Genomic DNA, 15,907 nt, shown 5'->3' with positions numbered 1-15,907 from the left:
GCCTTAATTTTATGGCCTAAATGCGGCTTTTTGGGTGTCGCAAACAGACGATTTGCGCCGTTTGCAGAGCCCCCGTGCCGCAACCCAGCGACATTGTGGCGTTTTTGTGCTTTGACTGTTAATGCTTGGCAGATGTTCTTGTTTCGTGCTAGTGCTTCAAAAAAGCAACAGGGCAGTGAGTAGCAATGCGCATTTTAGGGATAGATCCCGGTTTGCGAAACATGGGTTGGGGTGTGATTCAGGCATCCGGCAGCAAGTTGAGCTTTGTTTCCAACGGAGTCGTGCATTCGGAAGGCACCGATCTGGCTGACAGGCTGTGTTCGCTGCATCGCCAGTTGACTGATATCTGCCGCGAGTTTGCGCCCGAGACTGCCGCTGTTGAGCAGACCTTTGTCAACAAGGACGGTGCGGGCACTCTGAAGCTCGGACAAGCCAGAGGCATTGCACTGCTGGTTCCCGCGCAGTTCGGGTTGCGTGTTGGCGAGTACGCACCCAACAAGGTTAAGAAAACGGTTGTTGGAGTGGGTCATGCAAGCAAAGAGCAAATAAAGCACATGGTGAAGATGCAACTGCCCGGCGCGGATGTCACGAGTGCCGATGCGGCCGACGCTTTGGCGATTGCGATTTGCCACGCGCACCACCACAAGTATAACCAGTTATTGCTGCAAAAGACAGGAAGCTAGCGAATGATCGGAAAGATAGCCGGGCGGATTGATTACCGATCTGATGACCATGTGCTGATTGATGTCAAAGGCGTGGGTTACCTTGTCTATTGTTCGGAGCGCACAATGCAAGCTTTGCCTCGTGCGGGCGAGGCTGTGGCGCTCTATACCGATTTGCTGGTGCGCGAAGACAATTTGCAGCTGTTTGGCTTTACCTCGCTGGTCGAGAAGGAATGGCACAGATTGCTGATGTCTGTGCAAGGCGTTGGCGCGAAGGCGTCACTGGCGATTTTGGGCACATTAGGAGCCGAGAACGTGAGCCGCGCGATTGCGCTGGGCGACTGGAACGCTGTGAAGGCTGCCAAGGGTATCGGCCCCAAAACGGCGCAACGGGTGGTGCTTGATCTGAAGGATAAAGCTCCTACGGTGATGGCGTTGGTTGGTGGCGAAGCTGCGGCGCCCGATGACGATAGCGTTTTGGAAGATATTACGCCTGTGCCGAGCAAGCCTGTTGCTGGCGGAGCTGCGCAATCTGAGGCACTCTCGGCGCTGACCAACCTTGGTTATGCCCCAGGCGAGGCGGCTGCGGCTGTGGCGCAGGCCCAGAACGAAGGCGCGGGCGATGACACTTCGGCCTTGATCAGGGCTGCGTTGAAGCTGATGGCGCCGAAAGGGTAACAGCATGAATGAACGTGAGCCGATGCTAAGCCCCGAGAGCCAACCAACTGATCTTGAGCGCGCTTTGCGGCCTCAGAGCCTAAATGAGTTTGTTGGCCAAGCCGAGGCGCGGGCAAACCTCAAGGTGTTCATCGAAAGCGCCAAGATGCGTAAAGACGCGATGGACCACACTTTGTTTCACGGGCCGCCCGGTTTGGGTAAAACCACACTGGCGCAGATTATCGCGAAAGAGCTTGGTGTCGGCTTTCGGATGACCAGCGGGCCGGTTCTGGCCAAGGCAGGCGACTTGGCGGCTATTCTGACCAACCTTGAAGCCCATGATGTGTTGTTTATTGATGAAATTCATCGGTTGAACCCTGTGGTCGAAGAAGTGCTTTACCCTGCATTGGAAGATTTCGAGCTTGATTTGGTGATCGGCGAGGGGCCAGCCGCGCGCACAGTGCGCATTGAGTTGCAGCCTTTTACACTTGTCGGTGCGACCACGCGGCTGGGCTTACTGACAACGCCGCTGCGCGACCGCTTTGGCATTCCGACACGCTTGCAGTTTTATTCGGTGGAAGAGCTTGAGACGATTGTCAGCGGCAATGCGCAAAAACTTGAGATCAAGGCTGACAAGGCCGGCGCGCAAGAGATTGCCAAGCGCTCGCGAGGGACGCCGCGGATTGCGGGGCGTTTGCTGCGACGGGTCGTTGATTTTGCGCTTGTGGAGGGCGACGGCGTTATCACACAGGAGCTTGCCGATAAGGCGTTGTTGCGCCTCGGCGTTGATGCGCTCGGCCTTGACGGGGCTGACAGGCGCTATCTTAACCTGATCGCTGAAAACTATGCCGGTGGGCCTGTCGGCATTGAAACCATCGCCGCTGCGCTGAGCGAAAGCCGCGACGCGCTGGAAGAAGTGATCGAGCCGTTTTTGCTGCAACGGGGCTTGCTGCAACGCACCCCGCGCGGGCGGATGCTGGCACATAAGGGCTGGGAGCACTTGGGGCTGACACCGCCGAAGTCGAGAAATGATCTTTTCGAGTAGGCGCTGAGCGGCTAGAAGCGCGGGCATGACAGATTTACTCAGACCTGACGATATCGAAACGCTGTTCACACGCGCTGAGGGTAACTTTTTGTTTGCCCGTTGGGGCAGGCCGATCGCTCCGATCGTGTTTGGTGTTGATGATGCGACGGTGAGCGTTGTCAAAGGCGCGCTTGAGGCGATGTCGGTGCTCACGCAGCATCCATTGGCCGAAACTGATGCCGAACTCGGCTCCAATCTCATGGTCTTCTTCTTTCGCGAGTGGGACGAACTGCTTGAGGTATCAGACCTTGATAAGTTGGTGCCAGACCTAAACGAGCTTGTCGGACGGCTCAAGGCGCAGGACGCGCAGCAATATCGTTTCTTTAGGTTTGACGAGGCCGGGGCAATCAAAGCTGCGTTCAGCTTTATCAGGGTGACAAAGGTTTTGGCAGAAATGCCTGCTGAAAGCCTTGCGCTGAGTGAGGTGGTGCAGACTTCGCTGCTGTGGTCACAGTCTGCCTTCGCGACGCGCTCCCCGCTGGCACGGCTGCCCAACGGAGCACATGTGTTGCGGCCTGACATCGCGGCAGTATTGAAAGCAGCATATGACAAAACGCTGCCAGACATCGACCAAGACAAAAGCTTTGCCTTGCGGCTTTGCGCGCGGGCTAGCATAGTTTTGGCTGACAACACTTAGAGGCCAAGCTGATGATCTACGAACTCCCGGTGCGTGTTTACTATGAAGACACTGACATGGCGGGCATCGTCTATTACGCCAACTATCTGCGCTACATCGAACGCGGGCGCTCGGAGTGGGTGCGCGAGATCGGACTTGACCAGAATGTGATGAAGGACCGTGATGGCATTGTTTTTGCCGTGCGCCGCGTTGAGGCGGATTATCTCGGATCAGGAAAGCTCGACGATGAATTGCTGGTGCAGACTGCTGTAAAATCGGTAACCGGTGTAAGAATGGTTATGGAGCAATGGGTTAAGCGCGGTGAAGACGTGTTGTTTCATGCGCTTGTCACCGTTGTTTGCATGAGTCTCGATGGCCAACCCACGCGACTTCCGGCGAATATTCGCCAGATGGTGCATTGAAACAGGCTTAACTGCGACTTGGGATAGCTTTCTGTAAAGGAATAGGCTAATTTGCTCTCAATAATGGCGAAAAGCCGTAACTTGAGAGCAGGCATAATGGAAGCAGAGACTCTGGCGATTGCGCAGGAGATTGATTTCTCCTTGTGGGCACTTTTTGCACGCGCAACCCTTACCGTAAAAATCGTAATGATCATGTTGATCGTGGCCTCCGGCTGGTCGTGGTCGATTATCATTCAGAAAATCATCAATTACCGCAAGGCGCAGTCTGAAGCTGAGACTTTTGATCACGCGTTCTGGTCAGGTGAGCCGCTTGATGCGCTTTATGACCAGATCGGGCCTGACCCAAGCGGCCAAAGCCAACGGATATTTGCCAGCGGTATGACAGAATGGCGACGCTCGCACCGGCAAGATGGCGGACTTATTGCAGGCGCGCATTCGCGGATTGATCGAACGATGGATGTCGCTATCGCTAAAGAGGCTGAGGGGCTGCAAAGAGGTTTGCAAGTGCTCGCGACTGTTGGTTCAACCGCGCCGTTTATCGGGCTGTTTGGAACCGTGATCGGCATCATGAATGCTTTCATCGAGATCGCAGAGCAGCAAAACACCAACCTCGCGGTTGTTGCTCCGGGCATTGCCGAAGCTTTGCTGGCAACGGGGCTTGGCCTTTTGGCGGCGATTCCCGCGGTTATCTTTTACAACAAACTCAGCGCTGATAGCGACCGGATCGTGGCAGGCTACGAAGCCTTTGCTGACGAATTTTCGACGATCCTGAGCCGCCAGCTGGACAGTTGATATGGGAGCTGGAGTTGTTCAAAAAGACACCGGCTCTGGCAGCCGTCGTCGCCGCGCTCGCGGGCGTTCACGGCCTATGGCCGAGATCAACGTCACACCTTTTGTCGACGTGATGTTGGTGCTCCTGATCATCTTTATGGTGGCGGCGCCTTTGCTGACTGTTGGCGTGCCTGTCGAGTTGCCCAAGACTGCGGCCAATGCGTTACCTGCCGAGGCTGAAGAGCCGCTGACGGTGACAGTCACGGCCGAAGGCATCGTTATGGTGCAGGAGAGCGAAGTTGCGCGTGATGACCTGATCGGCAAGTTGCGGGCAATCGCGGCCGAGCGGGCGGATGATCGCATTTTTCTGCGGGCTGACGGGGCGGTGCCCTATGCCGAAGTCGTGCAAGTCATGGGTGCGCTCAACCGCGCAGGGTTTTCAAACATCGGGCTGGTGACAGAATCCGGCGGCCCAAGCCTTGACGGCGAGAACTAACAGGGCGCGGCGGTGAACACCGGTCAATACATATCACTTGCAGGCCACGCGGGCCTGATTTGTATTCTGTTGCTTGGCGGCAGGTGGAACTCAGAGCCGCTGCCTTTTGATGTAACTTCGGTGTCTGTTGTCAGCACTGAGGCATACGAGGCCGCGATGAATGCAGCCTCTACCGCGGCACCCAGTGTCGAGACGGATGTTGAAACACCGCAAACTCCGACGGAAACACCTGCCGAGACAACCACACCCGCCGAAGACACAACACCCACGGCAGAAGTGCCTGATGTACCGCAACCTGAACCTGATGACGCACCGCAGATTGATACTTCGGAGCCTGCGCCAACGGAAGTTGAGCCAGCTCCTTCCGAGATCGTGCCGCCGAGTGAAAACCTCGCACTTCTGGTGCCTGAGCGATCAGTGCGCCCACGCATTAAGCCTGTTGAGCGTATCGCTCCGGAGCCTGTCGCCACACCTGCGGAACCAGATGTGCAGCCTGCGGACACGCCTGAAGTTGACCGTGTAGAAGATGCGCCGAGTGAAACACCTGCCGAGCCGACCGACGCAGCACAGCCTGAAGAGGCGACTACCGAGATTGACCCCGAAGCCAAAGATGACAGCTTTGCTGCTCCGGCGACATCTGTGCGCCCGAAAACGCGGCCAAGGCGTGCTGCAGCCACAGAGCCCGCTGAAACGCCAAGCACTGAAGATGCTGTCGCTGGCGCTCTTGCCGAAGCTTTGGGCGAAAGCTCTGAAGAGCCGACACCAGCTGCCCCCTCGGGCCCACCGTTGACAGGCGGCGAGCGCGAAGGGCTGAAACTGGCGGTTTCCCGCTGTTGGAACCTCGGCGCTCTTTCTTCTGAAGCGATGGCCGTTACCATCATCGTTGCTATGGATATGACACGAGACGGAAAGCCTGTGGTTCCTTCGATCAAACTGCTCAGCAGTTCCGGCGGCTCGGATGCGGCCGCCAACAAAGCCTATAGTGCCGCGCGCCGGGCGATCATCCGATGTGGCGCCAGCGGGTATGACCTGCCGGATGAGAAGTTCGAGCAATGGCGTTCGATTGAAATGAAGTTCAACCCCGAGAGTATGAGGTAAGGTATGACCATGAGAATTTGGGCAATACTAGTTTTTACAGTTATGGGCGTGTTGCCAGCAGTCGTGCAGGCGCAAGAGCCGTTGCGCATCGAGATCACAGACGGTGTGATCGAGCCGATGCCATTTGCGGCGCCTGCCTTCGTGCCCGAGGGCGGCGGATCGGGGCAACTTGCTGCTGACATTGCCTCTGTGGTCGCAGCTGATCTGGCTGGCACGGGGCTGTTCCGCGAAATCGACAAGGCAGCGTTTATCAGCACGGTTTCGAGCTTTTCGGCACCGGTGCAATATGCGGACTGGAAGGCCATCAACGCGCAGGCTTTGATCACTGGTGCGGTTTCGGTGCAGGGCGAGAAAGTCACGGTGAAATTCCGCGTTTACGACGTGTTTGCCGGGCAAGAGCTTGGCGAAGGATTGCAACTTGCCGGCACGCGCGCTGGATGGCGACGCATGGCCCATAAGGTTGCTGACACGGTTTACAGCCGCATCACAGGCGAAGGCGGCTACTTTGACAGCCGCGTGGTCTTTGTCAGCGAGCAGGGGCCAAAGAACGCCCGCAAAAAGCGCCTCGCGATCATGGATTATGACGGGGCCAATGTGCAGTTTTTGACTGACAGCAGCGCGATTGTTCTGGCGCCTCGCTTCTCGCCGACAGGTGATCGGGTGCTGTATACCTCTTATGAAACGGGCTTTCCGCGGATTTATGTGCTTGATGTTGCCAGCGTGGGCCGCCGTGTGCTGCAAAGCCGCGACAACACCACCAGCTTTGCACCGCGGTTTTCGCCGGACGGGCAAAAAGTTGTTTATTCACAAGAAAGCGGCGGCAACACTGATATTTTCCTGATGGATATCAACTCGGGAAGTGAGCAGCGGTTGACCTCTGCACCTTCGATCGAGACATCTCCGAGTTTCTCACCGGATGGCAGCCGGATCGTGTTTGAAAGCGACAGAAGCGGCAGCCCGCAGCTTTACGTCATGTCTGCGGGTGGCGGCGAGCCGCAGCGCATCAGCTCGGGTTCGGGGAGTTACGGAACACCGGTTTGGTCGCCACGTGGCGACATGGTGGCGTTTACCAAGCAATCAAAAGGGCGTTTTCATATCGGCGTCATGCGCACAGATGGTTCGGGTGAGAAACTGCTGACAGCCTCCTTCCTTGAAGAGGGGCCGACGTGGTCGCCCAACGGGCGTGTCATTATGTTTACCCGCGAAACCCAAGGCGCGAGCGGACAATCGAGCCTTTACTCGGTTGATATAAGCGGACGGAACCTCAAAAGAGTGAAAACCGAGGGCGGGGCATCTGATCCGTCTTGGTCACCATTACAAAACTAAGCGAGCGATTGCTTGCAGTAATCTTACAGGATTCACAAAATGCACCGCTTGTGTTAAGCAGGGGCAAAACACAAAAGGCAAAGAGCATGAAACTCAAACTTATCACCATCGTCGTACCGGCCCTAGCGCTGCTTACGGCTTGCACGACACCTGACCGCTTTGACAATGAGGCGGGCGCAAATGCCTCGACTGCTCCGGCGACATCCGTCACCCCGGGCTCGGCGCAAGACCCGAAATCACCTTTGTATTTTCAGCAGACAATCGGCGATCGGGTGTTGTTTCTGATCGATCAGTCAACATTGAACGACGATGCCAAGCGGGTGCTTGACGGGCAGGCCGCATGGCTAACCACCAACGCCAGCTTTGATGTGGTGATCGAAGGCCACGCCGACGAACAGGGCACGCGCGATTACAACCTTGCGCTCGGCGCACGTCGGGCCAACTCGGTGCGGGAATACCTGCTTTCAAAAGGCCTGCCGGCCTCACGGCTCAAAACTCGCAGCTATGGCAAAGAACGCCCGCTTGCGATTTGCAGCGAAGAATCCTGTTACGCCAAGAACCGCCGCGCTGTGACCATCCTTTCAACTGGTCTTAGCAGCTAACGGAGGCCTGCTCATGCGCGCTTTATTCACGACCATCTTGATCATCTTGAGCGCGACAGTTTTGCGCGCCCAGGACAGCGAAACGCTTGCCGACATACGCCAAGAGCTAACGGTGCTTCATGTCGAGGTGCAAAAGCTCAAGCGTGAACTGTCGACGACCGGCACAGCTGGAACGGCAACTGGCGGCGGCTCGATGCTCGAGCGCGTTGATGCGATCGAGGCGGAGTTGCGCCGGATCACGGCACAGTCGGAAAGCTTGCAGTTTCGCATAGAGAAGGTTGTGAAAGACGGCACGAACCGCATCGGCGATCTGGAGTTCAGGCTTGTAGAGCTTGAAGGCGGCGATGTGAGCACACTGGGCGAAACCACAACATTGGGAGGTGACACGGGGGCTGAGACCGCCAGCGAGCAGACCGTTGTCGTGACGCCAACCGAAACGCCAACAGAAGATGCGCCGCAATTGGCAATCGGAGAAGAGTCCGACTTTGCAGCCGCACGGGCAGCGCTTGAAGCGGGCGAGTTTGAAACTGCCGCTGCCAAGTTCCAAACCTTTAACGAGACCTACCCGGGGTCACCACTGGGTGGCAAAGCCCAGCTGGCCTATGGTGCTGCCCTTGAAGGGCAGGAGGACTTGAAAGGTGCCGCGCGTGCCTACCTTGCCGCCTTCAGCCAGAACCCTACAGGGGCCGACGCACCGGAAGCCCTGTTTCGGTTGGGGCGAGGCTTGGGTCGGATCGGGCAGACCAGCGAAGCTTGCGTGACGCTCTCGGAAGTGAGCCTGCGGTTTCCGGGTGGCGAGCCTGCGCAAAAGGCCGTTGCCGAGCATAGCCGTCTCGGCTGCCAGTGACGCTAGAGCAGCTATTTGACAGCGAAATGACAGGCGAAGCAGGCCCGCTTGGCCTTGCCGTTTCAGGCGGTAGCGACTCGCTTGCATTGCTTTTTCTGGCGCAGGGCTGGGCCACAGGTGCCGGTGTCCAATTGTATGTGGCGACCGTTGATCACGGCTTGCGGGAAGAAGCCGCTCAAGAGTGCGCCGTGGTTGCGGCGCATTGCAAAGCACTCGGACTTGAGCATAGCATTCTGGATTGGCGCTGGAGCGGTGAAGGGAACCTGCAAGCCCATGCCCGGGCCGGACGTTACCAAGCACTTGCTGGTTGGGCGCACGCCAAAGGGCTAAGTGCCGTTGCCCTAGGGCACACGCGTGACGATGTCGCGGAGACATTTCTTATGCGCCTGGAACGTGGCTCGGGCGTCGCAGGACTTGCGCGGATGAAGAGCCGTTGGAGCGCGCATGATATGAGTTGGCGGCGGCCGTTACTCGGCACTGCGCGCTCTGAACTACGCCATTATCTTGAGGCTCGCGGTGTTCAATGGTGCGAGGACAAATCAAACAGCGACACACGGTTCGGGCGTGTCAAAACCCGCGCGGCACTTGATGTGCTCGAAGGGCTTGGCATCAGCCGACAAACGCTTGCTGACACAGCCGAGCGGCTGAGTGGAGCGCGCGCGGCTTTGGACTTTTTGTGCGATGACATCGGTAGAAAGGCCGCAAAACTTGACGGGCCCGACGTGGTTTTTAACACAAAGGACCTAAGCGCCGCTCCTGAAGAAACCTGCCAACAGTTGCTTAGCCAAGTGCTTGCATGGGTCGGACAAACGCAATATCCGCCGCGGCGCCAAGCTACGGTGACCGCTTTGAGCGAAGCCAAAGCCGCAACATTGAACGGCTGTTTGCTGACGAGGACAGCTGACAAGTTGCGCATTACGCGCGAACTTTCTGCTGTTTCTGACCAACGCGTCCCGAGCCATGGGCTGTGGGACGGGCGTTTTAAGTTCCACGGTGAGCACTCCAAAGAGCTCACGCTCGGTGCCCTTGGAAGTGCCGGGCTTGCCGCTTGCGATGACTGGCGGGCGACCGGACTTCCGCGAAGCTCGCTTCTGGCATCACCGGCTCTCTGGCGCGGAAGCGATCTTGTCGCCGCACCTTTTGCGAATTTCGGCAGTGGATGGCGCACCGAGATCATTGCCCCGCCTGCATTTTTACGCCGATAACGCGCCTGCTTCAAATATTCGCAGGGTTTTTGTGTTAAGCGCGTTGAAGATATCGTGTTGATGTCTATTTTAACCTGCAAGACTGCGTGCTATCTGCGCAGGAACAACTGTTTTTTAGGAGAGCTCCCTTGGGCAACGCCAGAAACCTCGCATTTTGGGCCATCATTGTGGTCTTGGTCCTTATGCTCTTCAGCCTATTCTCAGATGCCAACTCTTCTGGGCAAAGCTCGGCGCGGAGCTACTCGGAGTTTGTTGAAGCTGTTGAAGGCAAATCTGTTCAGGAAGTGACGCTTGATGGTGAGCAAGTGCGTTATGTCACCACCGACGGCCAAACCCATGTTGCTATCAAACCGTCTGACGCGGAAGTGACCGACCTTCTGATCGCAAACGACATTGCTGTAACTGCGCGGCCTCAGGAGCAATCCGGGTTTCAAGCATTCTTGCTGACGCTCTTCCCGTTTGTGTTGCTGATTGGTGTCTGGATTTACTTCATGAACCGCATGCAAGGCGGCGGCAAAGGTGGAGCGATGGGCTTTGGCAAGTCAAAAGCCAAGATGCTGACAGAGCAATCGGGCCGTGTCACGTTTGACGATGTCGCCGGAATTGATGAGGCCAAGGAAGAGCTGGAAGAGATTGTCGAGTTTCTGCGCAATCCGCAGAAGTTCTCGCGTCTTGGCGGCAAAATCCCCAAAGGGGCGCTGCTTGTCGGCCCTCCTGGCACGGGTAAAACCTTGCTGGCACGCGCGATTGCGGGCGAGGCAGGTGTGCCGTTCTTCACCATCTCTGGTTCAGATTTTGTTGAGATGTTTGTCGGCGTCGGCGCGAGCCGTGTGCGCGACATGTTTGAACAGGCCAAAAAGAATGCACCCTGCATTGTGTTTATTGACGAAATCGACGCCGTTGGCCGCCACCGTGGCGCAGGCTATGGCGGCGGCAACGACGAGCGCGAGCAAACGCTCAACCAGCTGCTTGTTGAAATGGACGGTTTTGAAGCCAATGAAGGCGTGATCATCATCGCCGCGACCAACCGTAAAGATGTGCTCGACCCTGCTCTGCTGCGTCCGGGCCGCTTTGACCGTCAGGTAGATGTGACAAACCCAGATATCAAAGGCCGCGAGAAGATTTTGGCTGTGCACGCGCGCAAAACGCCGCTTGGCCCTGATGTTGACCTGCGCATTATCGCGCGTGGCACGCCGGGCTTTTCGGGTGCTGACTTGGCGAACCTTGTGAACGAAGCTGCCTTGACGGCGGCACGCATCGGGCGCCGTTTTGTGGCGATGACCGATTTTGAATTTGCCAAAGACAAGATCATGATGGGTGCCGAGCGCCGGAGCATGGTTTTGACCAAAGACCAGAAAGAAAAAACGGCCTATCATGAAGCCGGCCATGCGATTGTTGGCATTATGCTGCCGAAATGTGATCCGGTTTATAAGGCAACAATCATCCCGCGCGGTGGTGCTTTGGGCATGGTGATGAGCCTGCCTGAAATGGACAAGTTGCAAATGTTCAAAGACGAGGCTGAAGAGCGTATCGCCATGACCATGGCTGGCAAGGCAGCGGAGATATTCAAATACGGCGCCGAGAGTGTGTCGTCGGGCCCTGTTGGTGACATCATGCAAGCCAGCGCCTTGGCGCGTTCGATGGTCATGCGCTATGGCATGTCCGACAAGGTTGGCAACATCGATTACCAAGAGGCGGCTTCGGGCTATCAGCCCAATGGCGGCGCCGGCGGTTTCTCGATCTCTGCGAGCACCAAAGAGCTGATCGAGGAAGAAGTGAAACGCTTTATCGACGAAGGCTATGAGCGCGCTTACAAGCTGATCTCGGAAAACGAGGAAGAGTTTGAACGCCTCGCGCAGGGCCTGCTGGAATACGAAACCCTGACCGGTGACGAGATCAAGCGTGTGATGAACGGCGAACCGCCACACAAGGAAGATGACGAGGATACCTCGGATGATGATGCATCTTCTGTCACGGCAATTCCAAAAACCAAACCACGCAGCAAGGCTGGTAAAGACAGCAAAGACGGTGGCTTGGAGCCTGAGCCCTCGGCATGAGCAAATCAGCCAGAAACGACTGGAACCCAAACGCATACAGTAAGTTCCGCTCGCTCAGAGTGCGTCCGGCGCTTGACCTGTTACAATCGGTTCCTTCGGTGGGCGGCGGCAAGCTGGTTGACTTGGGCTGCGGCAACGGCGTCATCGGACCAGCCCTCAAGGAGCGATTTGTCGGGCATGATTTGATCGGCGTTGATGCGAGCCCTGCGATGCTAGACGCAGCCCGCAGTAGCGGATGCTATAGTGACTTGGTCGAAGCGGATATCTCTAGCTGGTCAGGAGATGCGCCTCTCGGCCTGATCTTTTCCAACGCTGCGTTGCACTGGCTACCAGATCATGAAGTTTTGCTGCCCAAACTCGTTAAGCAACTTGGTAAAGGCGGCACTTTGGCGGTGCAGTTGCCACATCAGAACAATGCTCCGTCACACCGTGTTTGGCGCTCGCTGATGGACGAATTGTTTGCGGATCGCTTTGATGAAAATGATGTGCCGAGTGCGTTGAAGCCTGCGCAGTATCATGGGCTTCTGGCAGGTATGGGGCAGCTTAGCCTGTGGGAAACCGAGTATTACCAAGTGCTTGAAGGTGAGGCCGGTTCGCACCCGGTGCGCCGCTTTACAGAAGCGACATATGCGCGCCCGTTCTTGCAGGCCTTGGATGCTGACGAGAAGGCCGAGATCATTGCGCGCTATGAGGCGGTGATGGAAAAGGCCTATCCGCGCGACACAAACGGGCGGGTGTTGTTCCCGTTCCGGCGGCTGTTTTTCACGCTGACGGCTTAAGGCGCGACTGTCATGGTGACGCTTTGTTCACCGATGCTTTTGCCTTGCCGGATAAACCGCACCTGCCCTTTGTAGACACCGGCGGGCCAAGTTTCTGCGTTTAGCTTTTTTCCAGCGGCGCGGTAGGCGAGGGCCTGTTCCTTTTTGAACAGAGCCTTGTGAGTAAAGTTAAGCCCCTCCGGGCCATTGATTGTCAGTTCAAGCACATCTCCGTGTCGCGTTCCGAACACATATCCCCAGATCACCACGGCGCTTGCAGTGCTGTCCATTTCGGGCTCGTGGGCAGTGCCTGATTTGACGGCCTCAAAGCTGGGCAGGTGTGACGAAAACCCGAGTTGAATAAGCCCTCCGGCTTGATAGCCAATGTCGGTTGTCCAGAGGGGAATACTTTGGGAGCCGCATTCTGCGCTGGCCTTTGGCTCGAATGGATCAACCACCTCTCCATTGTGGCGCAGGCTCAGGTGAACATGGGGAAACTCGGTTTTACCCGAGTAACCGACTTGGCCCAAAACCCCACCGGCTTTCACTCTGTCGCCTTTGTGCACGGTTACGCTTCCAAGTTTCATGTGGCAGTATTGCGTTTGCCAGCCGTCACCGTGATCAAGCAAAACGCCATTGCCGCATTCACGGCCGTCGACGTCACTTGAAAGGCCGGTGTCTGGCATTTCATCGCGGGTGCCGCGCACGACGCCGCTCGCCGAGGCAAGCACGTCAACGCCTTTTTGCATGTCTGCGAGCGAGGGCAGTGCGAAGTCGGTTCCCTTGTGGCCGTCATAGGTAAGGTCTTGGCACATGAAGTCGGCGTCGGTTTCTGCGGCGCTGTCCCGGTCGACGTAGTTTTGGATGTAGCAGGTGTCCCCAAGAGTGCAGTCGATGGGGAGTGCGAGGCGGGGCGCCTCAGCAAAAACAGGCGCGGCCAGAGCCGCGCCTGTTAAAAATGCGAGACAGCGAAGCATCACTCAGCCGTTAAGAGCGGCGGCTTTTTCTTGCTGGAAATACGCGGCTTGTCAGGCCCCTCAAGGCGCAGATCAAGAGCGCCGTCTTTGATGCCGACTTTGACGAGGCCACCCTTGGCAAGCTTGCCAAACAACAGCTCTTCGGCGAGCGGCTTTTTGATGTGCTCCTGAATGACGCGGCCAAGCGGGCGGGCGCCCATCTTGTCGTCATAGCCCTTTTCGGCCAACCATTCGGCGGCGGCGCGGGTGAGCTCGAAGGTTACGTTGCGATCCATCAACTGAGCTTCAAGTTGCAGCACAAACTTCTCGACCACTTGCAAGATCACTTCCTTGCCGAGCGGAGCAAAGCTGATCACCGCATCAAGACGGTTGCGGAACTCGGGTGTAAAGGTGCGTTCGATCGCTGCGGTGTCCTCGCCTTCACGACGGTCACGGCCAAAGCCGATCGCCTCTTTGGCCTGGTCGGCCGCGCCGGCATTGGTTGTCATGATCAACACCACATTGCGGAAGCTGACGGTGCGGCCGTTGTGATCGGTCAACTCGCCATTATCCATAACTTGCAGCAGGATGTTATAAACGTCGGGGTGGGCTTTCTCGATCTCGTCGAGCAGCAACACGCAATGCGGGTGCTGATCGACACCGTCAGTAAGCAAACCGCCCTGATCGAAGCCGACATAGCCGGGAGGCGCACCAATGAGGCGTGAAACGGCGTGCTTCTCCATGTATTCGGACATGTCAAAACGCAGCAGTTCAACGCCCAGAGTGGAGGCGAGTTGCTTGGCGACTTCGGTTTTGCCAACGCCGGTCGGGCCGGAGAAAAGGTAGTTGCCAATCGGCTTTTCAGGCTCACGCAGGCCGGCGCGCGATAGTTTGATCGCCGACGACAGCGCGTCAATGGCGTTGTCTTGGCCGAAGACAACCCGCTTGAGCGAGTTCTCGAGGTCTTTGAGCACGATGCCGTCGTCTTTAGAAACCGACTTCGGCGGAATGCGCGCGATCTTGGCAACAACCGCCTCGACATCTTTGACGCCAATAACCTTGCGGCGCTTGGCGGACTTGAGCAGATGCTGCGCCGCACCGGCCTCGTCGATTACGTCAATCGCGGAGTCAGGCAGCTTGCGGTCATTAATGTAGCGCGAAGCCAGTTCAACCGAGGTTTTGATCGCATCATTGGTGTATTTGACGGCGTGGTGGTCTTCAAAATGGGTTTTGATGCCACGCAGGATTTTGACAGCATCCTCGACAGTTGGCTCGTTGACATCGATCTTCTGGAACCGGCGGGAAAGTGCACGGTCTTTCTCGAAATGCTGGCGGAACTCTTTGTATGTGGTTGAGCCCATAGTGCGCAGCTTGCCACCCGCGAGGGCAGGTTTGAGCAGGTTCGAGGCGTCCATCGCGCCGCCGGAAGTTGCACCAGCGCCTATCACAGTGTGAATTTCGTCGATAAACAGCACGGCATCGTCATGGTCTTCAAGTTCGGTGACAACGGCCTTGAGGCGTTCTTCAAAGTCACCACGATAGCGAGTGCCAGCCAGCAACGCGCCCATATCGAGTGAGTAGATCGTAGTTTTCGAAAGAATTTCGGGGATGTCGCCCGTAACGATCTTGTTGGCGAGGCCTTCAGCGATGGCGGTTTTGCCAACTCCGGGATCACCGACAAGTAAGGGGTTGTTCTTGCGACGGCGACAGAGCACTTGAATGCAGCGTTCAACTTCACTGTCACGGCCTATCAGCGGGTCAATATCGCCCTGCTGGGCCTTGGCGTTGAGATCAACACAGTATTTTGACAGAGCCGTCTCCTCAGCGGGGGTGGCTTCTGCTGTGTGCATCTCGTGGTCTTGTTCGTGATCCGCGCCCGTAAGCGGACGATTCTCGCCAAAGGCAGGGTCTTTGGCAACACCATGAGCGATAAAGTTGACGGCGTCATAGCGCGTCATTTCCTGTTCTTGCAAAAAGAAGGCGGCGTTGCTTTCGCGTTCGGCAAAAATAGCAACAAGCACGTTTGCGCCTGTTACTTCCGAGCGGCCCGAGCTTTGAACGTGAATCGCTGCGCGCTGGATGACCCTTTGGAAGGCGGCAGTGGGCACAGCCTCAGAGCCTTCAATGTCTGTCACCAGATTGAGCAGTTCTTCGTCGATGAACTCGGCCACAGACTGCCGCAGGTCTTCAAGATCAACAGCGCAGGCGCGCAACACGCGTGTTGCATCAGGCTCATCCAGCAAGGAGAGCAAGAGGTGTTCAAGTGTCGCAAACTCGTGGCGTTTCGAGTTGGCGAGGGCCAGCGCTGAGTGAATGGCTTGTTCTAACGTTGTTGAAAATGACGGCACTG

At 56.9% G+C, this 15,907-nt stretch carries 16 protein-coding genes; 14 read left to right on the top strand and 2 right to left on the bottom strand.

The genetic code is table 11. The features are described 5' to 3' along the window. Nucleotides 1-185: 185 nt before the first annotated feature. The 14 genes from ruvC (at nucleotide 186) to KO498_RS03990 (ending at nucleotide 12,622) form a co-directional block, all read left to right on the top strand. Nucleotides 186-683 carry a crossover junction endodeoxyribonuclease RuvC gene (ruvC, locus tag KO498_RS04055; RefSeq protein ID WP_215958593.1) on the top strand — a complete coding sequence of 166 codons (498 nt, stop codon included), beginning with the start codon at nucleotides 186-188 and terminating at the stop codon, nucleotides 681-683. A 3-nt stretch (nucleotides 684-686) separates the two neighbouring features. Further along, entirely contained in the window at nucleotides 687-1,340 is a 654-nt protein-coding gene (ruvA, locus tag KO498_RS04050; RefSeq protein ID WP_215958592.1) for a Holliday junction branch migration protein RuvA, read from the top strand. 4 nt (nucleotides 1,341-1,344) lie between these two features. Beyond that, nucleotides 1,345-2,364 (top strand): Holliday junction branch migration DNA helicase RuvB, encoded by a 1,020-nt coding sequence (gene ruvB, locus KO498_RS04045; RefSeq protein WP_215958591.1) that lies wholly within the window; start codon nucleotides 1,345-1,347, stop codon nucleotides 2,362-2,364. Between the two features lie 25 nt (nucleotides 2,365-2,389). Further along, nucleotides 2,390-3,040, top strand: coding sequence for a DUF2927 domain-containing protein (locus KO498_RS04040; RefSeq protein WP_215958590.1), 651 nt, complete (start codon nucleotides 2,390-2,392; stop codon nucleotides 3,038-3,040). An 11-nt stretch (nucleotides 3,041-3,051) separates the two neighbouring features. Continuing rightward, the gene (gene ybgC / locus KO498_RS04035) at nucleotides 3,052-3,441 is read left to right on the top strand and encodes a tol-pal system-associated acyl-CoA thioesterase (protein WP_215958589.1); all 390 of its coding nucleotides are present in this window, start codon (nucleotides 3,052-3,054) and stop codon (nucleotides 3,439-3,441) included. A gap of 96 nt (nucleotides 3,442-3,537) precedes the next feature. Next, the gene (gene tolQ / locus KO498_RS04030) at nucleotides 3,538-4,233 is read left to right on the top strand and encodes a protein TolQ (protein WP_215958588.1); all 696 of its coding nucleotides are present in this window, start codon (nucleotides 3,538-3,540) and stop codon (nucleotides 4,231-4,233) included. 1 nt (nucleotide 4,234) lies between these two features. After that, nucleotides 4,235-4,708, top strand: a complete 474-nt coding sequence (tolR, locus tag KO498_RS04025) for a protein TolR (RefSeq protein ID WP_215958587.1) — start codon at nucleotides 4,235-4,237, stop codon at nucleotides 4,706-4,708. Nucleotides 4,709-4,720: 12 nt separating this feature from the next. Continuing rightward, complete coding sequence (locus KO498_RS04020) at nucleotides 4,721-5,806, top strand: energy transducer TonB (RefSeq protein WP_215958586.1); 1,086 nt, start codon at nucleotides 4,721-4,723, stop codon at nucleotides 5,804-5,806. Between the two features lie 3 nt (nucleotides 5,807-5,809). Beyond that, nucleotides 5,810-7,132 (top strand): Tol-Pal system beta propeller repeat protein TolB, encoded by a 1,323-nt coding sequence (gene tolB / locus KO498_RS04015; RefSeq protein WP_436835922.1) that lies wholly within the window; start codon nucleotides 5,810-5,812, stop codon nucleotides 7,130-7,132. 86 nt (nucleotides 7,133-7,218) lie between these two features. After that, a complete protein-coding gene (gene pal / locus KO498_RS04010) occupies nucleotides 7,219-7,734 on the top strand; it encodes a peptidoglycan-associated lipoprotein Pal (protein ID WP_215958585.1) in 516 nt (171 codons plus the stop codon). A gap of 13 nt (nucleotides 7,735-7,747) precedes the next feature. After that, on the top strand, nucleotides 7,748-8,581 hold the full coding sequence (gene ybgF, locus KO498_RS04005) for a tol-pal system protein YbgF (protein WP_215958584.1): 834 nt from the start codon (nucleotides 7,748-7,750) through the stop codon (nucleotides 8,579-8,581). Nucleotides 8,582-8,607: 26 nt separating this feature from the next. Next, nucleotides 8,608-9,786: a tRNA lysidine(34) synthetase TilS gene (gene tilS / locus KO498_RS04000; protein ID WP_215958583.1), complete on the top strand. Its 1,179-nt coding sequence runs from the start codon at nucleotides 8,608-8,610 to the stop codon at nucleotides 9,784-9,786. A 128-nt stretch (nucleotides 9,787-9,914) separates the two neighbouring features. Next, the gene (gene ftsH / locus KO498_RS03995) at nucleotides 9,915-11,843 is read left to right on the top strand and encodes an ATP-dependent zinc metalloprotease FtsH (RefSeq protein ID WP_215958582.1); all 1,929 of its coding nucleotides are present in this window, start codon (nucleotides 9,915-9,917) and stop codon (nucleotides 11,841-11,843) included. Next, nucleotides 11,840-12,622 carry a methyltransferase domain-containing protein gene (locus tag KO498_RS03990; RefSeq protein ID WP_215958581.1) on the top strand — a complete coding sequence of 261 codons (783 nt, stop codon included), beginning with the start codon at nucleotides 11,840-11,842 and terminating at the stop codon, nucleotides 12,620-12,622. Before ftsH ends, KO498_RS03990 begins: the two co-directional genes overlap by 4 nt. Here the strand turns inward: KO498_RS03990 and KO498_RS03985 are convergent. After that, nucleotides 12,619-13,578, bottom strand: a complete 960-nt coding sequence (locus tag KO498_RS03985) for a M23 family metallopeptidase (protein ID WP_215958580.1) — start codon at nucleotides 13,576-13,578, stop codon at nucleotides 12,619-12,621. The genes KO498_RS03990 and KO498_RS03985 overlap by 4 nt on opposite strands. Then, nucleotides 13,578-15,905 carry an ATP-dependent Clp protease ATP-binding subunit ClpA gene (clpA, locus tag KO498_RS03980; protein WP_215958579.1) on the bottom strand — a complete coding sequence of 776 codons (2,328 nt, stop codon included), beginning with the start codon at nucleotides 15,903-15,905 and terminating at the stop codon, nucleotides 13,578-13,580. The genes KO498_RS03985 and clpA overlap by 1 nt, the downstream gene beginning before the upstream one ends. Nucleotides 15,906-15,907: the final 2 nt, after the last annotated feature.

It is taken from the genome of Lentibacter algarum (genome assembly GCF_018860975.1).
Lineage (GTDB): Bacteria > Pseudomonadota > Alphaproteobacteria > Rhodobacterales > Rhodobacteraceae > Lentibacter > Lentibacter algarum_A.
Note: the sequence above shows the minus strand (reverse complement) of the source record. Positions and strands in the feature narration are given on the sequence as shown.